Origin of the sequence: Asticcacaulis solisilvae, assembly GCF_017875235.1 — a bacterium.
GTDB lineage: Bacteria > Pseudomonadota > Alphaproteobacteria > Caulobacterales > Caulobacteraceae > Asticcacaulis > Asticcacaulis solisilvae_A.
This window is the reverse complement of sequence record NZ_JAGGMI010000001.1, coordinates 418,209-435,221: the sequence shown is the minus strand read 5'-3', so window position 1 is coordinate 435,221 and position 17,013 is coordinate 418,209. Positions and strand designations below refer to the sequence as shown.

Here is a 17,013-nt window from a genome sequence, read left to right as displayed (position 1 = left end):
GATGGCTTTCGTATTTCGCATGTGTCGCGCCGGCGGAAATGTTGTGTCGGGTTCGCGGGCTTTGCGGCGGCCGTGCGCCGGATGCGTCAGCGCTGACATGTGATCCGTACGAAACTTGACGTGAACGGAAATTTCGGCTTTCCTGCCGTTAACGAAAATGCGCCGCTCATGAGCGCTTAAACACAGGGAAACGCCATGCACGGCCTGATGATGGATGCGCCGCTGCTTATCTCCGGAATTCTGGAATATGCGGCGAAGTATCACCGCGACACGGAGATCGTGTCGCGCAACGAGGATTCGAGCCTCAACCGCTATGGCTATGCGGAGGCCGCCCAGCGGACGCGCAAACTGGCCAACGCCCTGTCGCGGCTGAACGTGACGGCGGGCGATCGGATATCGACCCTGGCGTGGAACAATCACCGCCATTTCGAAATGTATTTCGGCGTGCCGGGCGTCGGGCTGGTCCTGCATACGGTCAATCCGCGCCTGTTTCCCGAACAGCTCGTCTTCATCCTGAATGACGCCCAGTCGCGTTACCTGTTCGCCGATGCGTGCTTTGCGCCGCTGGTCAAAGGACTGCGTCCGCACCTGCCGCAACTGCGCGGCGTCGTCTTCATGTGCGACCGCGCCCACATGCCGGAAGGTTTTCCGGACGCGCTGTGCTACGAAGATCTGCTCGCCCCGGAAAGTGACCTTTATGACTGGCCGCAGTTCGACGAGCGCATGGCGTCGGGCATGTGCTACACATCCGGGACGACAGGCAATCCAAAGGGTGTTCTCTATTCGCACCGTTCGACCGTGCTGCACGCCATGGGCGTCAACCAGCCGGGCCTGTTCGGCATCGCGCCGGGTGAGTGCGTCCTGCCGGTTGTGCCGATGTTCCACGTCAATGCCTGGTGCGTGCCCTATGCGGCGGCTCAGGTCGGCGCCAAGCTGGTCCTGCCGGGGCCGCGGCTGGACGGGCCGGGTCTGCTGGAGGTCATTCACGGTGAAAAGGTCAGTATCGGCGCCGGGGTGCCGACCATCTGGCTGAACCTGCTGAATCACGCCGACCAGGCCGGGCAGTCGATCGCGCCGATGAGCCGCGTCGTCATCGGCGGCGCGGCGTGTCCGCAGACCCTGATCGAGCGGTTCAATGCCCACAAAGCCCTGACCGTTCATGCATGGGGCATGACCGAGACCTCGCCGCTTGGCTCGATCAGCGTGTTGTCGGATCACCATGGCAGCCTTCCGCCGGCCGAGCGGATGAAGTTGCAGCTCAAGCAGGGGCGGGCGCCCTTCGGCATCGAGATGCGGATCAGCGGGCCGGACGGCAAGCCCTTGCCGTGGGATGGCGTGTCGCGCGGCGAGCTGGAAGTGCGCGGACCGTGGATCGCGTCGGGCTATTATAACAATGCCGACCGCAGCCAGTTCACGGCGGATGGCTGGTTCCGCACCGGCGACATTTCGACGATCGACGCCGAAGGTTTCATGAACATCGTCGACCGGTCGAAAGACGTCATCAAGTCGGGCGGCGAGTGGATCAGCTCCATCGAGCTTGAGAACGTGGCCATGAGCCATCCGGCGGTGCTGGAGGCGGCGGTGATCGCTCGCGCCGACAGTCGGTGGAGCGAACGGCCGCGCTATCTGATCGTGCTGCGCGAAGGCAAGACGCTGAGCGGGCCGGAACTGAAGGCTTTTATCGCGCCACACGTCGCCAGCTGGTGGATCCCCGAGGACATGATCATCGTGAAAGAGCTGCCCCACACAGGCACTGGCAAGGTGATGAAGGCGGCCCTGCGTGAGCAGTACGGAGCGGAAGTGCATCCGGAGGCGGTGAAACTGACTCTGTAGAGTTTCGGGGTGTGGGGTCCGTGACCCCACAAAGCCTTCTTTTCAAACAAAAATCCCGCCCCTTAAAAGGGCGGGATTTTTGTTTGAATGGAAAGTCTTGGGGCCGCAGGCCCCAAACCCTGTAACGCGCCAGTGTCCGTTACGCGCTCAGCAGATCCATCTCACGCTTCACCGCTTCCGACGCTTCCGCCACTTCCGAGAAGGTGTGGCTGATATTGTCGAGGCTCTCATTGATCTCACCAACCGCGACGACGGCCGCCTGCATGTTGCCGGTGATCTCATGTGTCGCGGCCGTCTGCTGTTCCAGCGTCGCGGCGACGGAGCTGACATTTTCCAGCACCGAGTCCATGGAAGTCGAGATCAGCGACAGGGTGCCCACCACCTCTTCGGTGACCGACTGCATGGAGGTAATCTCATCGGCAATGGTCCTGGTCGAATTGGCCGCCTGGTTGGCCAGGTTCTTCACCTCGGACGCCACAACGGCAAAGCCCCGTCCAGCCTCACCGGCCCGAGCCGATTCGATGGTGGCATTGAGCGCGAGAAGATTGATCTGGCCGGCAATGTCCTGGATCAGCGTGACGATGTTCGTCATGGCGGCCGCGGATTTGTTGAGCGATTCCGCCGACGTATTGGCCGTTTCCGTATGCTTGAAGACGCCGGCGACGCTTTCGCGCGCATTGCCCATGCTGTCGGATATGCCCCGGACACTCTGCGCCAGTTCTTCCGCCGCCGCCGCGACGCTGTTGATAATGGCGCCGGTTTCGGTCGAGGCCGTCGACGCCACCGACGCCTTTTCGTGCGCATCGGTAATGCGATGCACGACAGACCCCAGTTCGGCGTTCAGTTCGAGACCGCGACGGCGCTTGTGCACGGCTTCGGTAATGTCGGTCGCGAACTTGACGATCTTCACGACGGCGCCGGTGTCGTCGAAGATCGGGTTATAGGTCGCCTGGATATAGACTTCCCGCCCGCCCTTGCCGAGCCGGCGATACTCGGCGGCCTGGAACTCCCCGCGCCGCAAGGCCTCCCAGAACCGTGCGTATTCGGCGGATTCGGTTTGCGCCTTTTCGCAGAACTGGCTGTGCGGCCGCCCGACGATTTCCGGCAGGGTATAGCCCACGGCGTTCAGGAAATTGTCGTTCGCGGTCAGCACGATGCCGTCGGGTGAAAATTCGATCACCGCCTGGGCGCGTGAAATGGCATTGACCTTGCCGGCGAAGTCGATGTCGCGCCGCTTGCTCTCGGTGATGTCAGAGGCAAACTTGATGACCTTGATCACCTTGCCCGACGCGTCGCGAATCGGATTGTAGGTCGCCTGCAGCCAGATGACCCGGCCATCCTTGCCGAAACGCTTGAAGGTGTTTGACGCGAATTCGCCGTGCCCGAGGCCGGCCCAGAAGTCGCGGTACGCCGCGCTCTTGGCGTATTCGGGGTCGCAAAACAAACTGTGATGCCGCCCCTGAATATCGTTGAGATTATAGCCAACCGTATTGAGAAAGTTGCTGTTGGCGGTAAGAATATCGCCGGTGGGGGTGAATTCGATAACGGCCTGGGACGCATTCAATGCCGTGATAATTGCCTTGTCGTCCGTATTGATCGCCTTGAAAAACATAATTTACCCGCCTGCGCTGTACTCTCATCATAAAGGATGATTTTTTTCAGTTAACGCTGGGTTAAATGAGGGTAAAAATATACTTTTGGTTGAAATCATGGGGCTTTTCTGAGCGGTGCCTGGGCATTGCAGATGTCGAGCGCGTTTGCCGGCCGGACAAAGAATGCGCCTGAACGGCTGGCGCGCGCCTTGACCCAAGCATCGAAAGCCGGCGAGGCCGTGTCCATGACCTGCCACGACGGCGCGCCCGCCCCGATGTCGGACGCCATCCTTGCCGAGACGATCTTCACGCGCTCGGGATCGGTCTTGTAGAAGCCCAGGGCCTCGCCGCCGCGTGGCCGGTCAGCCAGCAAGTCCATGCCCGAAACGATCCGCCCGACGACGGCCAGGTTGCGGTCGAGGTGGCGCGGCGCGTGGCCGATAATGGTATAGAGCTGCGTCGCGTCGCCGGTATCAGGCGTATTGCCGCGCGCCACGCCGATCATGCCGTAGCAATGAACCAGCCAGGTCGCGCTGCCGTCTGACGCCGCCGGCCATGAGGCGATGTGGCCGGTCTTCGGCGCATAGGCGTCGCGCCACGGCAGCGCCCTGAACGTCTTCGGTGTGCCCGCGACCTCGTATTCGGCCGGCGGCGTTTTAGTGATGCCCTTGGCTTCGGTGGTGTCCTCGTCCGGGCGGCCCCACTGGACGACATAGTTATCCTGGACACGCAGGATTGAGGCGCCGTCGAAATAGCCGGAGCGGACAAGCTGGCGGATATTGGCGACGTGGACGGGCGCGAAGTCGGGCGCCAGCTGATAGATCACCTCCGCGCCGTCGGCCAGCTTCATCACCACCAGGTCATCTGCCTTGATCGTCGCCCAGGCCGAAGCCGGGGCGGCATCGACAATCTCCTGGGGACTGGGGGCGGGTTTGGGCGCTTCGGCGGCCGCCGTCAGGGCCAGCGCCGTAATCAACAAACCGCTTATGAGTCCTGCCTTGCCGTACGCCGCCATGTTGCCCTCCGTAAGAGCGATATGCCAAAACGCGTGCAGCGGTTTTTGGCTGAATATCGCGATAAAACAAAAACCTGGAGCATGATAGCGGTCCGACTTAAACGCATCATGCTCCAGACGTATCGCGTGAGACTATCCTGCCCGCGAAACCGCGCAAGCAAAATAGCTGTGGACATGAGAACATAGAGTGAACATATTTGCTGACAGATGGCGCGAAGCACCCTATCGTCAGGTGTCTGTTTTCGTGTTCGGACGCGGGGTAAGGGAATATGTTCGAGAGCCAGGCCGTTGAGACTCAGCCAAACCTGTATGAAGGCGCGTATGTACGCCTGGATGTCCGCTGGCACCACAATCCCATCTTCCTGTGCGAGCGGGAAGGCGACCATTTCAAGGTCGCCGGCTACTATTACACCGGCGAAGGCAAGCCGCTGAAGGCGCATATTCCGACGCCGACCATCGCCGGCATCGTTCGCTAACAACAAACCCCGGCATGTATGCCGGGGTTTGTTTGTCTGTATTTAACGGCGCGGATAGGCGCTGCGCCATGGATCGTCGCGATAGTCATGATCCTGGTCGCGGGCCCGATCATCACGGCGGTCGTCATGATCGCGGTTGTAGTCCTTGTCGAACCTGCCGCGGACCTCATATCGGTCATCGAAGCGGCGGTTGTCGTCGTAGCGGCGCTCATCCGACTGACGCGGGCGATAGTCGTCGCGGTCGCGGTTGCCGAAATTCCGCCAGCGCGAACGGTCATGATCGTAATCACGGCCGTAGTTGCTTTCGGCACGGCGTTCATTGTCGCGGTCATAACGATCGCGTTCGTCGCGTGAACGGTTGTAGTCGCGGTCGCCGTAGCTGGGTTGCAGGTCGCGGCGGTAATAAGGGTCCTGATCGCGGTCCGTGCGGTAACGGTTCTGATCCCGTTCGTTGCGATGGCGTTCATCGGGGCCGTACTGGCCGCTACGATAACGCTCGCTATTGGCCCATCGGCCACCCGTGACATTGAAATCGTCGTCTTCGCGATTCCAGGGCGTGACCCGGGGTTCGTAGGTATGGCCGGTCATCGAGGTGCCGCCGGCACTGCCGGTCTGATAGGGTCTGGGCATAAGAGCCTCCTTCGAAATTCGGTTCGAAACCATAGGCCCTGGGCCGTAAGATTGGCATGCCAAGGGCGGGAGGCAGGGGTAAATTTGGCGCTAAAGGTCTTTGCGAAACCACATGTGGGCGTAGGGGCTGTCGTTATAACGCGGTATTTCCTTGTAGCCCTCGGAACGGTAAAGCGCCTGGGCGGCGCCAAGCACGCGGTTGGTGTCGAGCTGTACCTGCGTCATGCCGGCATCGCGCGCCAGATCCTCCAGCGTGCGCAGCAGTCGGCGGCCGAGTCCCAGTCCGCGCACGTCCCCGGCCGTCCACAGCCGCTTGATCTCAGCCGTCGTCGCATCCAGCCGTTTCCACGCGCCGCAGCCGACCGCGAGGCCCTCCGACCAGGCCACCAGGAAGGCGCCCCTGGGCTGGCGGTAATCATCGTGGTCCGGCGGGCCGTCGTTCGAAGCATCGTAGCCGCCCTCGAACACCTCCGCCAGCCCGGCGCCGTAGGCCTTGAGGCAGGCGAGGGCGGCGGGACTGTCCGGTTGCTCGACGGTGACGGTGATCGCGGCCGCGCGCAGCAGGCGCTCGACCTCCGCCATGGCGGAGACCAGGCGGTCGCGTTGGTCGGCATCAAGCGGCGCCAAAATGCCCTGGGCGCGGTCGTCGGACAGGCGGTCATAGGTGGCCACGGTCTCGCGGCCGGCCGCGGTCCATTCGGCGCGGCGCATGCGGCGGTCTTCCTGCGACGGCGCGACCTGTATCAGGCCCTCGCGCTCCAGTGACCGCAGCAGACGGCTGACATAGCCGGAATCGAGCCCCAATCGGTCGCGCAATGTTCGCACATCGCAGCCGTCGTCCGAGATTTCGAACAGCAGCCGCGCTTCGCCCAAGGGCCGGCCCTGGCCGAGATACGAGCTGTCGAGCACGCCCGCGCGCTGCGAGACGATACGGTTGAAGCGGCGCACCTGCTGGATCTGTGTCTGCATTCTCTGACTTTAGTCAGATAATTTCGCCGCGTCAATTTCGAAGGATGACGACTCCGACGCGGTGCTCGCAACTGTTGCGCGGCGGCGCATCGGCGGGTGCGTTTGGGTCCGCAAAGGCGGTGTGAAAGCAGGTGCCCGGCGCGGCATCCGGGCTGTCCTTCATATATTCGAAGATCTTGAAGGCTAGGACCTCTTCGGGCGTCATGTCGGGATAATACCACCACTGCTGTTCGGGCGAATATCGCAGCGACAACTGGTTGGTATTCTTGCCGGTCGGGGCGAAGCCAACGAGAGCTGCGTGGACCTTGTCTTCTCTCTTGACGGTATGGGGATCGCACACGGCCAGCGGCATGTGCTTCAACGCCGCGTCCATATAGACCGTTCGCCAGAAATTGATGACCACGAAGCCCGCGACCTCCGGCCGGTCGAACCTCTGCCGCCACGCTGCCGCATATTCCGGCGTCGACCAGGCTTCCAAGCTTTCCTGGTAATCGTCGGGTGTCAGACCGTAGTCGTTATGTATGCCCTGTGCGTAGCCATTAGTACTGGGCCCACGCCGGACGATGTAAGGGCCCTGTTCGATTTCAAGCGCTTTGCCTGGCAGCAGGCGCTGACGAATGATGGCCTCGACTTCGGGCATGTAGATGCGCGCGATCTCGTTCTGCTCATAAGGTGTGGCGCCGCCTGAATCCCAGTCCTTCACGGCAGACTGATGCTTCAGCAGGACAAAGCCGTGGTCCTCCAGAAACGCGTCTTCGCTCGCGCCTGCCTGCGGCGGCCGGGCATCGCGAATGTCGACGGGCGGCGCGGCCTCCCATGGTGCGTCAGGACCGGCGGGGCCGTTGATGCGGATCAGCACCGGTCCGTCCGGTTTTAGGTCACGGCGGATATAGCCGTTCAAGGTGGTGGTAACGGTCATGAGGCCTCCCTGTCCGTCCAAGATTGGCATGGATATGCCTTTCGGCAAGGCGGCTTGCGCACCCGCTGCTGACCTGGCACACCTGTGGGCTGCGGGGAGGGATAATGCGCGCCTATTACACAGCCGATCGCGCCAGGTTCGAAAGCGACACTGACGACCATATTCTGGGCGAGCTGACACGCCGGCATAATTTCGCGCTCGAGATCGAGCAGAAGAGCGCGTGGCTTCAGCAGATTCGCATCATGCGCAACGCCTTGGCGGCAATCGACGCCTACACGCTGGCGTTTGAGTTTTCGATCCCGCGCATGGGCAAACGCGCAGATGCCGTGCTGGTCATCGGCGATTGCATCTTCGTCATCGAGTTCAAGGTTGGGGCCGAAACCTTCGATCGCCACGCCATCGAGCAGGTCGAAGACTATGCGCTCGACCTCAAGAATTTCCACGAGGGTAGCCACGCCCTGTCGATCATTCCCGTCCTGGTGCCGACCAAGGCGCCGGCGGCGCGCGCTGTGCAGCTGGAAATGGCGCTGGCGCAGGTAGCCAGGCCCGTGCTGTCGAGCGTCATCGACCTGGCCGACATTATTCGCATGGCCAGCGCCTATCATCGTCATATCCAGATGGACGCGGCCGCCTGGGCCGCTAGCGGCTATCGGCCGACCCCGACCATCATCCAGGCGGCGCAGGCGCTTTACGCCAATCATAATGTCGAGGAGATCACGCGTCGCGACGCCGGCGCTATCAACCTGACGCGGACCGAGGCGGCCATCGGACAGGTGATCGATGATGCGCGGGCGAATGGTTGGAAGGCGATCTGCTTTATCACCGGCGTGCCGGGTGCCGGCAAGACCCTGGCCGGGCTGAATGTCGCCACCAAGCGCAGCGAGGACCGGACCGCCCACGCTACCTACCTGACCGGCAATGGTCCGCTGATCCAGGTGCTGCAACAGGCGCTGGCACGCGATCAGGCCGCGCGGGAAGACGTGTCGCGGGCCTTCGCCCACAGCAAGGTGCGCGCCTTCATCCAGAACATCCACGAATTTCGCGACGAATACGCGACGCGCAGCCAGGCCGCGCCGTCCGATCACGTCGTCGTCTTCGACGAGGCCCAGCGCGCCTGGACGCGGGCGCAGGCGTCGAGCTTCATGCAGCGCAAGAAGGGCGTGGCCGATTTCGACATGTCCGAGCCGGAATTCCTGCTCAGCGTCATGGATCGCCACCCCGACTGGTGCACGGTGGTCTGCCTGATCGGCGGCGGCCAGGAGATCAATACCGGTGAGGCCGGCCTGTCGGAATGGATGGCGGCGATCCGCGACCGCTTCCCGCACTGGCGGGTCCATGCCTCGGCGCAGATCGTCCAGCCGGACTATGACCTCAATGCCGATGCCCGCATCTTTATTGAACAATCGCATGTCAGTTTGAACGAAGATCTGCACCTGAGCGTGTCGATGCGGTCCTTCCGCGCCGAAACGCTGTCGGCATTTATTGCGCATGTGCTGAACGGTGATGTGGAGGCGGCAAAAGCGGCATCGATGCAACTGAACCAATATCCGCTGTTTGTGACGCGCGATCTCAGGGCCGCGAAAGACTGGCTGAGGACAACGGCGCGCGGCTCGGAACGCTATGGGCTGGTAGCATCGTCAGGCGCGCATCGCCTACGGCCGGAAGGCCTACACGTCAAGGCGGGCATCGACCCGGCCAATTGGTTCCTTAATGACCGCAACGACGTCCGCTCGTCTTTCTATATGGAGGAGGTCGCCAGCGAGTTCGATGTCCAGGGGCTTGAGCTCGATTATGCTGCCGTCTGTTGGGATGCCGACCTGCGTTACAATGACGGCTGGCAGAGCTGGAATTTCAAAGGTACGCGCTGGCAGGCGATCAATGATCGCTTCCGTCGGCTGTATCTGCGTAACGCCTATCGCGTCATCCTGACCCGCGCGCGCCAGGGTATGACCGTTTTCGTGCCGAAGGGCGACGCCGCCGACGCCACGCGCCCGCCGGACTATTACGACGGCACCTACGACTATCTCATTGACTGCGGCTTTACCCCGCTAGTCTGATTTTTGGCGCGCTTTCTGTCCAAAAACCGCTTCACACTTTTTGGAAAGCGCTTGTTTAACGGAGCAGCGACCCGGCCATGTTTGTCAGCACGCCGTCGTCGAATGGCTTGGGCAACTGTCCGTCGGCGCCGACCACCTTCGCGGCCAGCAATGCCTTTTCGGTCGGCAGGCGCATCTCGAGCCCGGCCGACATGGCGATGACCTTGACCCTCGGCCAGGTCGTCTTGATGCGCTTGATGCCTTCGATGCCGCCCATGCCGGGCATGAAGATGTCGCTGACGACCAGGTCAACGTGGGCGATGTCGATGTTCTTGAACGCCTCTTCCATCGTCTTGGCTTCGCTGGTGCGATAGCCGGCCTTGTCGAGCACGTCGATCGTGTGATGGCGCACGAAGCGGCAGTCGTCGACGACCAGGGCGTGCTTGCGACGGCCGCCGCGCGTCTGTTCGATGCGGGCGCTGGTCAGGATGGGGCGGATCTGATCCGGATTGAACGGCTTTCTCAGCACGAAGTCCGCGCCGGCATTGCGCGCTGCGTTCAGCGCCATGGCGACGTCTTCGTCCTTGGTGCCGGCGCTCATGACGGCGATCGGCGTCGATGGCGCGGCTTCGCGCAAGGCCGGCAGGTGCGGCAGGCTGGTTTCTTCGGCCAGGTAGATGTCGATCAGCATCAACTGGACCTTTTCGTACTTCAAAAGATCGCGTGCGGCCTTGATCTCCTTGCAGAGGACGTAATTCCATTCCTCGCGCGCCAGCATGCGGCCAATAAATTCTCCCTGGGTTTGACTATCTTCGATAATCAACGCGGTACTCTTACTCATGGCGGTCCGCTCCTTATATTTGAGAGCAAGAGTACGAATCGAGTCTTGAAAATTGATGAATTGGTTCAATTGGTTTGGCGGCCATCAAGGTGAAGGATATCATTTCAACGCGCGCCGGTTGCTCGGTCTATTCTTGAGCGTTATCTGAAAAAACTTCCAGTTGAGTGCATTTGTGCACTTTTGACCTATGCAAACATTTCGTTTGAAAACGGTTGCGCCCATTGTTCTGCGGTAGCCGCGTATATGGGCTTAAGGTCTTGAGTGTCGGCCTTCAGGGTCTCTTATACATTTTTGGCAATATTTATGACTCAAAAGTGGCGGTTTTTTTCACATGTTAACGGCACATTTCGGGTAGAAAGGGTTCCGTTTTTCGCCTGTTTGGCGATTTACGCACAGGATTTTTCGCCTGAGTCGTCACGTCTAAGTGTGTGATTTAAAAGATTCATTGCCAAAAAATGGCCGTAAAAAATCTGTGAACTGTCTATTTTCTTGACTCCGGACTCTTGCTCCCGATTCGCAAATCACCTTACCCGAGGGGAGGTGTTAAGCTTAACGAATCTGTAGGGATTTCCTGTTTAGCATGAAAGTTAACAGGACAGGCATCCCGCCTGGGCCGATCTGTTCCCACAAGCCGGGAGGGGCTTATATGCGCGTACTGCTGATTGAAGACGACAGCGCCACCGCTCAGAGCATCGAGCTGATGCTCAAGTCGGAAGGCTTCAACGTTTACACCACCGACCTGGGCGAGGAAGGCGTCGATCTGGGCAAGATCTACGATTACGACCTCATCCTGCTCGACCTGTCGCTGCCCGACATGTCGGGCCTCGAAGTCCTGCGTCAGCTGCGCGTCGGCAAGGTCAACACGCCTGTGATGATCCTGTCGGGCACCGCCGAAATCGAAACCAAGGTCAAGACACTCGGCGGCGGCGCCGACGACTATATGACCAAGCCGTTCCACAAGGACGAGCTGATCGCCCGTATCCACGCCGTTGTCCGCCGTTCGAAGGGCCACGCCCAGTCGGTCATCCGCACCGGCGACATCGTCGTCAACCTGGACGCCAAGACCGTCGAAGTCTCCGGCAACCGTGTCCACTTGACGGGCAAGGAATACGAAATGCTGGAGCTGCTGTCGCTCCGCAAGGGCACGACGCTCACCAAGGAAATGTTCCTGAACCACCTGTACGGCGGTATGGACGAGCCCGAACTGAAGATCATCGACGTGTTCATCTGCAAGCTGCGCAAGAAGCTGGCAGTCGCCGCCGACGGCAACCACTATATTGAAACCGTCTGGGGCCGCGGCTACGTCCTGCGCGACCCGCACGATCAGTCGGGCACTGTCGCCGCGTAAAGCGCAGCCCGATTAGAAGACAAGAAAACGCCTGCCGCCCTCCTCGCGGCAGGCGTTTTTGCGTCTGGTCGTCCTTATCGCAGAGTATTTTCGAGCGCGCGGCCGATCGTTTCCTGAAGCCGCAGGTCGAGCTGCTGGCCGGCGACGTCCTTCTGGAACTGGGTCAGGTCCGGCACGTTCAGCGTGACATTGACCTCCTGGCGGATGTCGCGATTGTCGGCCGTGTTGAAGATCAGGCCCGAGATCTGGTCGCTGTCCAGGCCGTGCAGCACCACCGTCCCGCCATTGTCGCCCGGCAGGAAAAGGCCTGTACCCGGCGCGCCATCGATATGGATGCCGGCGCCGGCGGCGTCCGACAGGTCGGCGCCATTGGCGGCCGTGGTCGTCTGGACCGCGCCCTGGTCCGTCCACGTCAGGTGGGTCTGCAGCGCCAGCTGCCCGTCGACATAGGTGCGGACCTCGGCGCCGAAGCCGACCTCAAGGCCCGAAGGTGTCTGGAAGCCTCCAACTTCGCGTTCCAGTTCTTCGGTCGCCAGAGGTGGGCCGTCCTGCGCCAGGGCGGGGGAGGTGGTGAGAAGGGCAATCAGGCAGAGTGCGGCGTATTTCATGTGTCAATTCCTGCCGATGGAGCCGTCGATCGCCACCGACACCTGGTAGATCGGTGGCAGTTCGCGTGTGAATCCCGACAGCGAATCGTCGGTCAACGGGCTGCCCAGCGGCGCGATGGCGTAGGGCGTCCACTCTTCGTCACGGTTATAGGCGGCCTTCGTCCTGTTCGACGCGTGAACGGCGAAGATGACGCCGTTCCACATGGCGGCGAATTCGGCCTTGGTATAGGTCTTCAGGCCCAGGGCCGGATCTCCGACCAGGACGCGGCCGTCGCGCACGCCCTTGATGACGACGAAGTGGCGATAGGTGCCGACTGTGACAACGGCTATGGCCGGACGGTTGACCTTGGCCAGCTGTTCGAAGGTGGCGCGGTAGCCATCGGCCTCGAGGCCATGGCTCGCCAGATATTTCTTGATATCCAGAAGCGAGAAGCCGACCTTGCGGATGCGGTCCTTGTCGCCGACGGCGTACATGGCCTTGAAGACTTCGCCTTCGGTGACCGGCAGGTCATAGTGATAATGGAGCAGGGTCGCCAGCGCCGCCGAGCCGCAACTATAGTCGTATTGCTGGCGGACGACGGTGCGGAAGGGAATGTCCGCCATGCTGACGACGGGCACGTTGAAGTGGATGCCGCCGTCGGCAAGCATTGCCTGTGCCTGGACAGCGCACGGCGCGCAGGTGAATAACAGGGCGGTGATGACGAGCGGACCTAATTTCATGTTCTTCGGAACTTAGGGCAGGGACGGAAGATCGGCGCTGTTGGTGATGGTGACGCTGATGCTGCCCTGCAGGTTCGAATTGTTGCCGGTATTGGTGACGAAGTTGCCGACGCCGCTGAAGCCGCTGAGCGCTCCGGCTGAGAACGAGATGTCGCCATTGGTAAGCGTATTGGCGACGATGGTGTTGCCGCTGTTGACGGCGTTCAGGTCCTGGTCGGAAATGGTGTTGATCTCGACGCCCTGCGCGGCGGTGGCGTCCAGATCTTCAATAGCCATGGGCGTTTCAGAACTTTCGGCCGCAGGTGTCTCGATTGCCGGCGGTGCGGTGACCAATGCGGCGGCCAGCAGAGCGGCCGGGAAAAGCGTAATCATTGAGATATCCCTTGTTCATTCCCGGAAAAACCAGACCCGGGCCGGCTGCCTGGCCGGCCCGGAGTTGGCAGTCTCAGGTCTTATTGACCGAAGCTGATGTTGGCGTTGGCCGAAACAGCCGTCGCCACCTGGTTGACCGAACCGATGCCGGTGTTGTTGCTGGCGGTCTGGATGCCGGCGAAGTTGGCATAGGAGCCGCCGTCGGTGTCGATGGCGCCGGTGTTGACCTGGCCGTCATTGTCCTGGTCGGTCGATTGATCGATGCCGACGCCGCTGACCGAGGCTTCCAGTTGCTGGGTGTTCAGGCTGGTATAGGTGACTGACGAGTCGTTATTCGAGTCGTTGACCGAATTGTTGTTGCCCGAATCCGACTGGCTCCAGCTGGAGCTGTCGTTGTTGGAGTCGTTGACCGAGTTGTTGTTGTTCGAATTGTGCGTCGAGTTGTCCGAGTTGTCCGAGTTGTCGTTGTTCGAGTCATTCATCGAGCTGTTGTTGTTCGAGTCGTTTGTCGAATTGTTCGAATTGTCGGAATTGTCGGTCGTCGAATTGTCGCTGTTGTTCGAGTTGTCCGAATTGTCCGTGGTCGAGTTATCGGAGCTGTCGGTGTTGTTCGAGTTGTGAGTCGAGCTGTCGCTGGTCGAGTTGTCCGAATTGTCGGTCGTGGAGTTGTCGGAATTGTCAGCCCAGGTCGAGTTGTCGGTGGTGCTGTTGTCCGACGCATCGTGCGTCGAGTTGTCAGAATTGTTCGAGTTGTCCGAGGCATCGTGCGTCGAGTTGTCGGAGTTGTTCGAGTTGTCCGAATTGTCGGTCGTGGAGTTGTCGGAATTGTCAGCCCAGGTCGAGTTGTCGGTGGTGCTGTTATCCGATGCGTCGTGCGTCGAATTATCCGAATTGTTCGAGTTGTCAGCCCAGGTCGAGTTGTTGGACGAGTCGTGCGTCGAGTTATCGGAGTTGTTCGAGTTATCCGAATTGTCGGTCGTCGAGTTGTCCGAAGCATCGTGGGTCGAGTTGTCGCTGTTGTCGGCCCAGGTCGAATTGTCGGTCGTGGAGCTGTCGTTGTTCGAATTGTGGGTCGAAGCATCGCTCATCGAATTGTCGTTGTTCGAGTTATGCGTTGAGGCGTCGCTGGTCGAATTGTCGGAATTGTCGGCCCAGGTCGAGTTGTCCGTGGTCGAGTTATCGTTGTTAGAGTTGTGCGTCGAAGCGTCCGAAAGGTCGTTGTTCGAGTTGTGCACCGACCCGTCCTGGTTTTCGGTGTTGGTCGAATTGTTGTTGTAGCTGTCGGTAATGTCCTGCGCCATCGCGCCACCGGCCAGCGTCAGGCCCAGAGCCATGGCCGATACAGAGGCCAGTAACGTCATATTCTTTGCGGTCATTTCAGTCTACCTTTGAGATTTGAGTTCGGAGGGATGTCCTCCCGGAAGTACAATCTCTAGAACTAGACTTTGGTTGCATGCTTTTAAAAATATTTTTACTAATTTTATTTCTTGAAAAATGGACGCAAATCATGCGCATAAAGAATTGCGATCTCATTTGTATAATCTGGTTTATAAAAAAGCAGTAATGTTCCCCGGCCTCTTTACGCTTTGTGCTTAAAATCGGACCGGCAGGCTGAACACCGCCTGCATACCGGGGGCGTCGGAGGTTACGCCGAACTGAAAATTGTTGGACAGGGTCAGCTTTTCGGTCAGGCGGAACGACCAGCCCATCAGGATCGAGCCGACCTGGAGGCTGTTCGATTCCTGCCACGTCGAGCCGATCTCGGTCTTGGTCGGGAAGATGTAGTTGTGGCTGTAGCCGAAAGACACGGAGAAGCGCGGATTGAGCGACAGGCCAAAGCCCAGGGACGCGCCAATCGAGTCGCCGGGCTCGACGCGGCCGATCATGGCATCACCGATCTCCTTGTCGATGTCCTTGGGCAGGTTGTGCAGGTAGCTTAAGGACGCGAAAATGACGGCCGGGTCTGTCGGATACAGCATGGTCACGCCGCCTTCGATGGCGTCGAAGCCTGAACCGGTCGACAATTCCTTCGCCACGCCGAATTCGTCGTAGCCGACGTCGTAGGGGCCCAAGCCCGTAGCCGGCTTATATCGCGCATTGGCGACGAAAATCGGCTTGCCGGGCCTGACCTCGTTGATCTGGTAACGTGCCGAGATTTCGACATCGCCGGCGCCCTGGCCGTCGAGTTCGATGGTGCGCGAAATCGTCTCATCGCGCTGGGCGACGGTCGTTACGCGGTCGTGGCGATAGACATAGGGAATGCGGCCTTCGATTTCAAAGCGGCGAGTCAGGCCGTAGCGCAGGCCTATCGCGCCTACGGCTGAATCGCGGTCTGCGTCATTGGCCTCGATCACACCCAACTGGATGCCCGGTACGATTTCGACCCCGCGGAAGACCAGACGGTTGGAACTGGAGCGGACATATTCGAAGGACGGCGTCATAACGAACTTGCCGCGTGGTGTCAGCACGCCGACGCGTTCGGGCAGGGCGGTGACCTCGACCTTTCGTTCCGGCGGCGGCGCTTCACCGACCGGGCGCTGTGGCGTATTACCGGTCACGGGTTCGACCTGCATGGCGCCGGCCAACGCTGTGGCATAGCCGCCTGACCCGGCGCGCACCGTGGCCAACGCCGCATTGGCGCTGCCGCTGCCAAGCACGGGGTCTTCGGGCGAGCCGCCATTGGTGTAGGCCAGCACGCGGTCGCGCAGCTTTTCGCGCGTGGTGCGCGGATCGCTTCCGGCCAGCTGCGGCGCGGCGGTGCGTGAACGCAGGGCGACCAGTTCGGTCTCCTGGCTTTTCAGACGCGCTTCCTGCTCGGCCAGCCTCTTTTCCTGCGCCGCCAGCCGCTCTTCATACTGACGCATCATCTGTTCGATTCGCTCCAGCCGCTTGCCGTCGGCCTCGTCCGCCATGGCGGGGGAGGCGAGGCTGATCAGGCCAAGCCCGGCCGTCAGGGCCAGCAGCGACGGGCGGAAGGTGAAGTGGCGGGTCATGCGGGGATCCTGGGATAAAGAAATGATCAGGCGGAAAGGGCTTGGACGTCGTCCGTGAGGGCCATCAGGCGGTCGCGGGCGCGGCTGACCCGGCTCTTGAGCGTGCCGATGGGGCAATCGAAGGCCTGGGCGGCTTCCTCGTAGGAGGCGCCATGGGCGACCACCATCAAAAAAGCGTCGCGCGTTTCGGGCGCCAGCCGGTCGATGGCCGCCAGCATCTCGGCATAGAGTACAGACCATTCCTGGGGCGCAGCGACCATCTGTTGCGCGGCGCAACGGCCTTCGACGTCCTGGATAGTGTCGCGGCGGCGCGAGGCGTCCTTATAGAAGCAGTTCTGCAGGATCCGGCACAGCCAGGACTTCATGCTGGTGCCGTCCTCGAAGGTGTCGCGGTACCGTAAGGCGCGCATCAAGGTTTCCTGGACCAGGTCGTCGGCTTCCGTGCGCGACTTCACCAGCCGCAATGCGAAGGCTTTCAGGACGGGAATCTGCGCAAGCATGGCCTCGCGGAAGGCGTCAGGCGTCTGCATGGTCTTTGTTTCCTCTGGCGTCACTTATGGTCGTTGACCTTTTGTTAAGCATTACGAGGCGGGTGGTTTTGCCGGATGCAGCGGCCGAAACTTTTTTTCATGCGACATGCAACCTTGGCCTGAAAGCGACC

At 60.8% G+C, this 17,013-nt stretch carries 16 protein-coding genes; 4 read left to right on the top strand and 12 right to left on the bottom strand.

Annotation, left to right across the window (positions count from 1 at the left end; translation table 11 throughout):
* Positions 1-195 precede the first annotated feature (195 nt).
* Positions 196-1,833 carry a long-chain fatty acid--CoA ligase gene (locus tag J2X24_RS02085; protein ID WP_245344362.1) on the top strand — a complete coding sequence of 546 codons (1,638 nt, stop codon included), beginning with the start codon at positions 196-198 and terminating at the stop codon, positions 1,831-1,833.
* Between the two features lie 139 nt (positions 1,834-1,972).
* Here J2X24_RS02085 and J2X24_RS02080 read toward each other — a convergent pair whose 3' ends face one another.
* Together J2X24_RS02080 and J2X24_RS02075 are read right to left on the bottom strand one after the other, a co-directional pair.
* Positions 1,973-3,445 (bottom strand): methyl-accepting chemotaxis protein, encoded by a 1,473-nt coding sequence (locus J2X24_RS02080; RefSeq protein WP_209715846.1) that lies wholly within the window; start codon positions 3,443-3,445, stop codon positions 1,973-1,975.
* Positions 3,446-3,540: 95 nt separating this feature from the next.
* Entirely contained in the window at positions 3,541-4,440 is a 900-nt protein-coding gene (locus J2X24_RS02075; RefSeq protein ID WP_209715844.1) for a peptidylprolyl isomerase, read from the bottom strand.
* A 269-nt stretch (positions 4,441-4,709) separates the two neighbouring features.
* On the opposite strand from J2X24_RS02075, the gene J2X24_RS02070 reads away from it, so the two are divergent.
* Positions 4,710-4,916, top strand: a complete 207-nt coding sequence (locus tag J2X24_RS02070; protein WP_209715841.1) for a hypothetical protein — start codon at positions 4,710-4,712, stop codon at positions 4,914-4,916.
* Between the two features lie 42 nt (positions 4,917-4,958).
* On the opposite strand, the gene J2X24_RS02065 is transcribed toward J2X24_RS02070, so the two are convergent.
* The 3 genes from J2X24_RS02065 to J2X24_RS02055 all read right to left on the bottom strand — a co-directional run bounded on the left by J2X24_RS02065 (position 4,959) and on the right by J2X24_RS02055 (position 7,434).
* Positions 4,959-5,546, bottom strand: coding sequence for a hypothetical protein (locus J2X24_RS02065; protein WP_209715838.1), 588 nt, complete (start codon positions 5,544-5,546; stop codon positions 4,959-4,961).
* A gap of 90 nt (positions 5,547-5,636) precedes the next feature.
* The gene (locus J2X24_RS02060; RefSeq protein WP_310002374.1) at positions 5,637-6,455 is read right to left on the bottom strand and encodes a bifunctional helix-turn-helix transcriptional regulator/GNAT family N-acetyltransferase; all 819 of its coding nucleotides are present in this window, start codon (positions 6,453-6,455) and stop codon (positions 5,637-5,639) included.
* 91 nt (positions 6,456-6,546) lie between these two features.
* Entirely contained in the window at positions 6,547-7,434 is an 888-nt protein-coding gene (locus J2X24_RS02055; protein WP_209715831.1) for a CmcJ/NvfI family oxidoreductase, read from the bottom strand.
* 104 nt (positions 7,435-7,538) lie between these two features.
* On the opposite strand from J2X24_RS02055, the gene J2X24_RS02050 reads away from it, so the two are divergent.
* Complete coding sequence (locus J2X24_RS02050) at positions 7,539-9,491, top strand: DUF2075 domain-containing protein (protein WP_209715828.1); 1,953 nt, start codon at positions 7,539-7,541, stop codon at positions 9,489-9,491.
* Between the two features lie 55 nt (positions 9,492-9,546).
* Here the strand turns inward: J2X24_RS02050 and J2X24_RS02045 are convergent, their stop codons facing one another.
* Positions 9,547-10,311 carry a response regulator gene (locus J2X24_RS02045; protein WP_209715825.1) on the bottom strand — a complete coding sequence of 255 codons (765 nt, stop codon included), beginning with the start codon at positions 10,309-10,311 and terminating at the stop codon, positions 9,547-9,549.
* Between the two features lie 646 nt (positions 10,312-10,957).
* Between J2X24_RS02045 and ctrA the strand changes: the two genes are divergently transcribed.
* The gene (gene ctrA, locus J2X24_RS02040; RefSeq protein WP_209715822.1) at positions 10,958-11,659 is read left to right on the top strand and encodes a response regulator transcription factor CtrA; all 702 of its coding nucleotides are present in this window, start codon (positions 10,958-10,960) and stop codon (positions 11,657-11,659) included.
* A 74-nt stretch (positions 11,660-11,733) separates the two neighbouring features.
* On the opposite strand, the gene J2X24_RS02035 is transcribed toward ctrA, so the two are convergent.
* The 6 genes from J2X24_RS02035 to J2X24_RS02010 all read right to left on the bottom strand — a co-directional run bounded on the left by J2X24_RS02035 (position 11,734) and on the right by J2X24_RS02010 (position 16,882).
* Complete coding sequence (locus tag J2X24_RS02035) at positions 11,734-12,267, bottom strand: hypothetical protein (RefSeq protein WP_209715819.1); 534 nt, start codon at positions 12,265-12,267, stop codon at positions 11,734-11,736.
* A 3-nt stretch (positions 12,268-12,270) separates the two neighbouring features.
* The gene (locus tag J2X24_RS02030; protein WP_209715816.1) at positions 12,271-12,987 is read right to left on the bottom strand and encodes a C39 family peptidase; all 717 of its coding nucleotides are present in this window, start codon (positions 12,985-12,987) and stop codon (positions 12,271-12,273) included.
* 12 nt (positions 12,988-12,999) lie between these two features.
* Positions 13,000-13,359 (bottom strand): hypothetical protein, encoded by a 360-nt coding sequence (locus tag J2X24_RS02025; protein ID WP_209715813.1) that lies wholly within the window; start codon positions 13,357-13,359, stop codon positions 13,000-13,002.
* Between the two features lie 80 nt (positions 13,360-13,439).
* Positions 13,440-14,735: a hypothetical protein gene (locus tag J2X24_RS02020; protein ID WP_209715810.1), complete on the bottom strand. Its 1,296-nt coding sequence runs from the start codon at positions 14,733-14,735 to the stop codon at positions 13,440-13,442.
* A gap of 216 nt (positions 14,736-14,951) precedes the next feature.
* Complete coding sequence (locus J2X24_RS02015; protein WP_209715806.1) at positions 14,952-16,352, bottom strand: tropomyosin; 1,401 nt, start codon at positions 16,350-16,352, stop codon at positions 14,952-14,954.
* Positions 16,353-16,378: 26 nt separating this feature from the next.
* A complete protein-coding gene (locus J2X24_RS02010; RefSeq protein ID WP_209715802.1) occupies positions 16,379-16,882 on the bottom strand; it encodes a sigma-70 family RNA polymerase sigma factor in 504 nt (167 codons plus the stop codon).
* Positions 16,883-17,013 lie beyond the last annotated feature (131 nt).